A 529-nucleotide genomic window follows, 5' to 3' on the forward strand; every position below is an offset into this window, starting at 1 on the left:
GCAGCGGTCGCGCCACAAAGAAAGCGCGCCCCAATCAGGAGGAGACGCGAAACGGCTCAGGCCGGATCGAAATAGTGGATTTCCATCAGCACGCAGCCGCCGATCGACTTGAACGGGCCGTGATAGGCGCCGGGCGGACGGCAGGCATAGGTGTTCGGCTTGAAGGACTCGCCGCCATTGCCCTGCTTGTCATTGCCGACGATCAGGTCGCCGGTAAACAGGAACACTTCTTCCCAATATTCGTGCACGAACGGTTCGGTGGTGTAGACGCCCGGCTCGAAACGCAGCAGGCGGGTGCGGCTACCACGCTTGTTCACTTCGTCGAGCGCCCCGGACAGGATCTTCTGCTGGATGCCTGCCGGATAACCCGCGGGCGTCTCCCATCCCGAGGACATATCGACGGTGCGGAATTCATCGTGAAGTTTATTAATGGCCATAGTCAATGTTCCTGAAGGGACAGAACAAGCGACAGCGCGCGGCGAAGCAGCCGGCGCCATCGAGGTGGAGACTTCATCGGCAAGGTCATAGC

The 529-nt window shown here is 60.3% G+C and carries 1 protein-coding gene; it reads right to left on the reverse strand.

Annotated elements, in window-relative coordinates:
• Positions 1 to 56: 56 nt before the first annotated feature.
• On the reverse strand, positions 57 to 437 hold the full coding sequence (locus tag AC1DU6_RS35680; RefSeq protein ID WP_439095507.1) for a cupin: 381 nt from the start codon (positions 435 to 437) through the stop codon (positions 57 to 59).
• Positions 438 to 529 lie beyond the last annotated feature (92 nt).

This window comes from Roseateles sp. P5_B10 (assembly GCF_056400485.1).

Bases quoted from the DNA above. Each gene is read 5' to 3' on its own strand.
- AC1DU6_RS35680 (WP_439095507.1), bottom strand. From the start codon at position 437: ATGGCCATTAATAAACTTCACGATGAATTCCGCACCGTCGATATGTCC.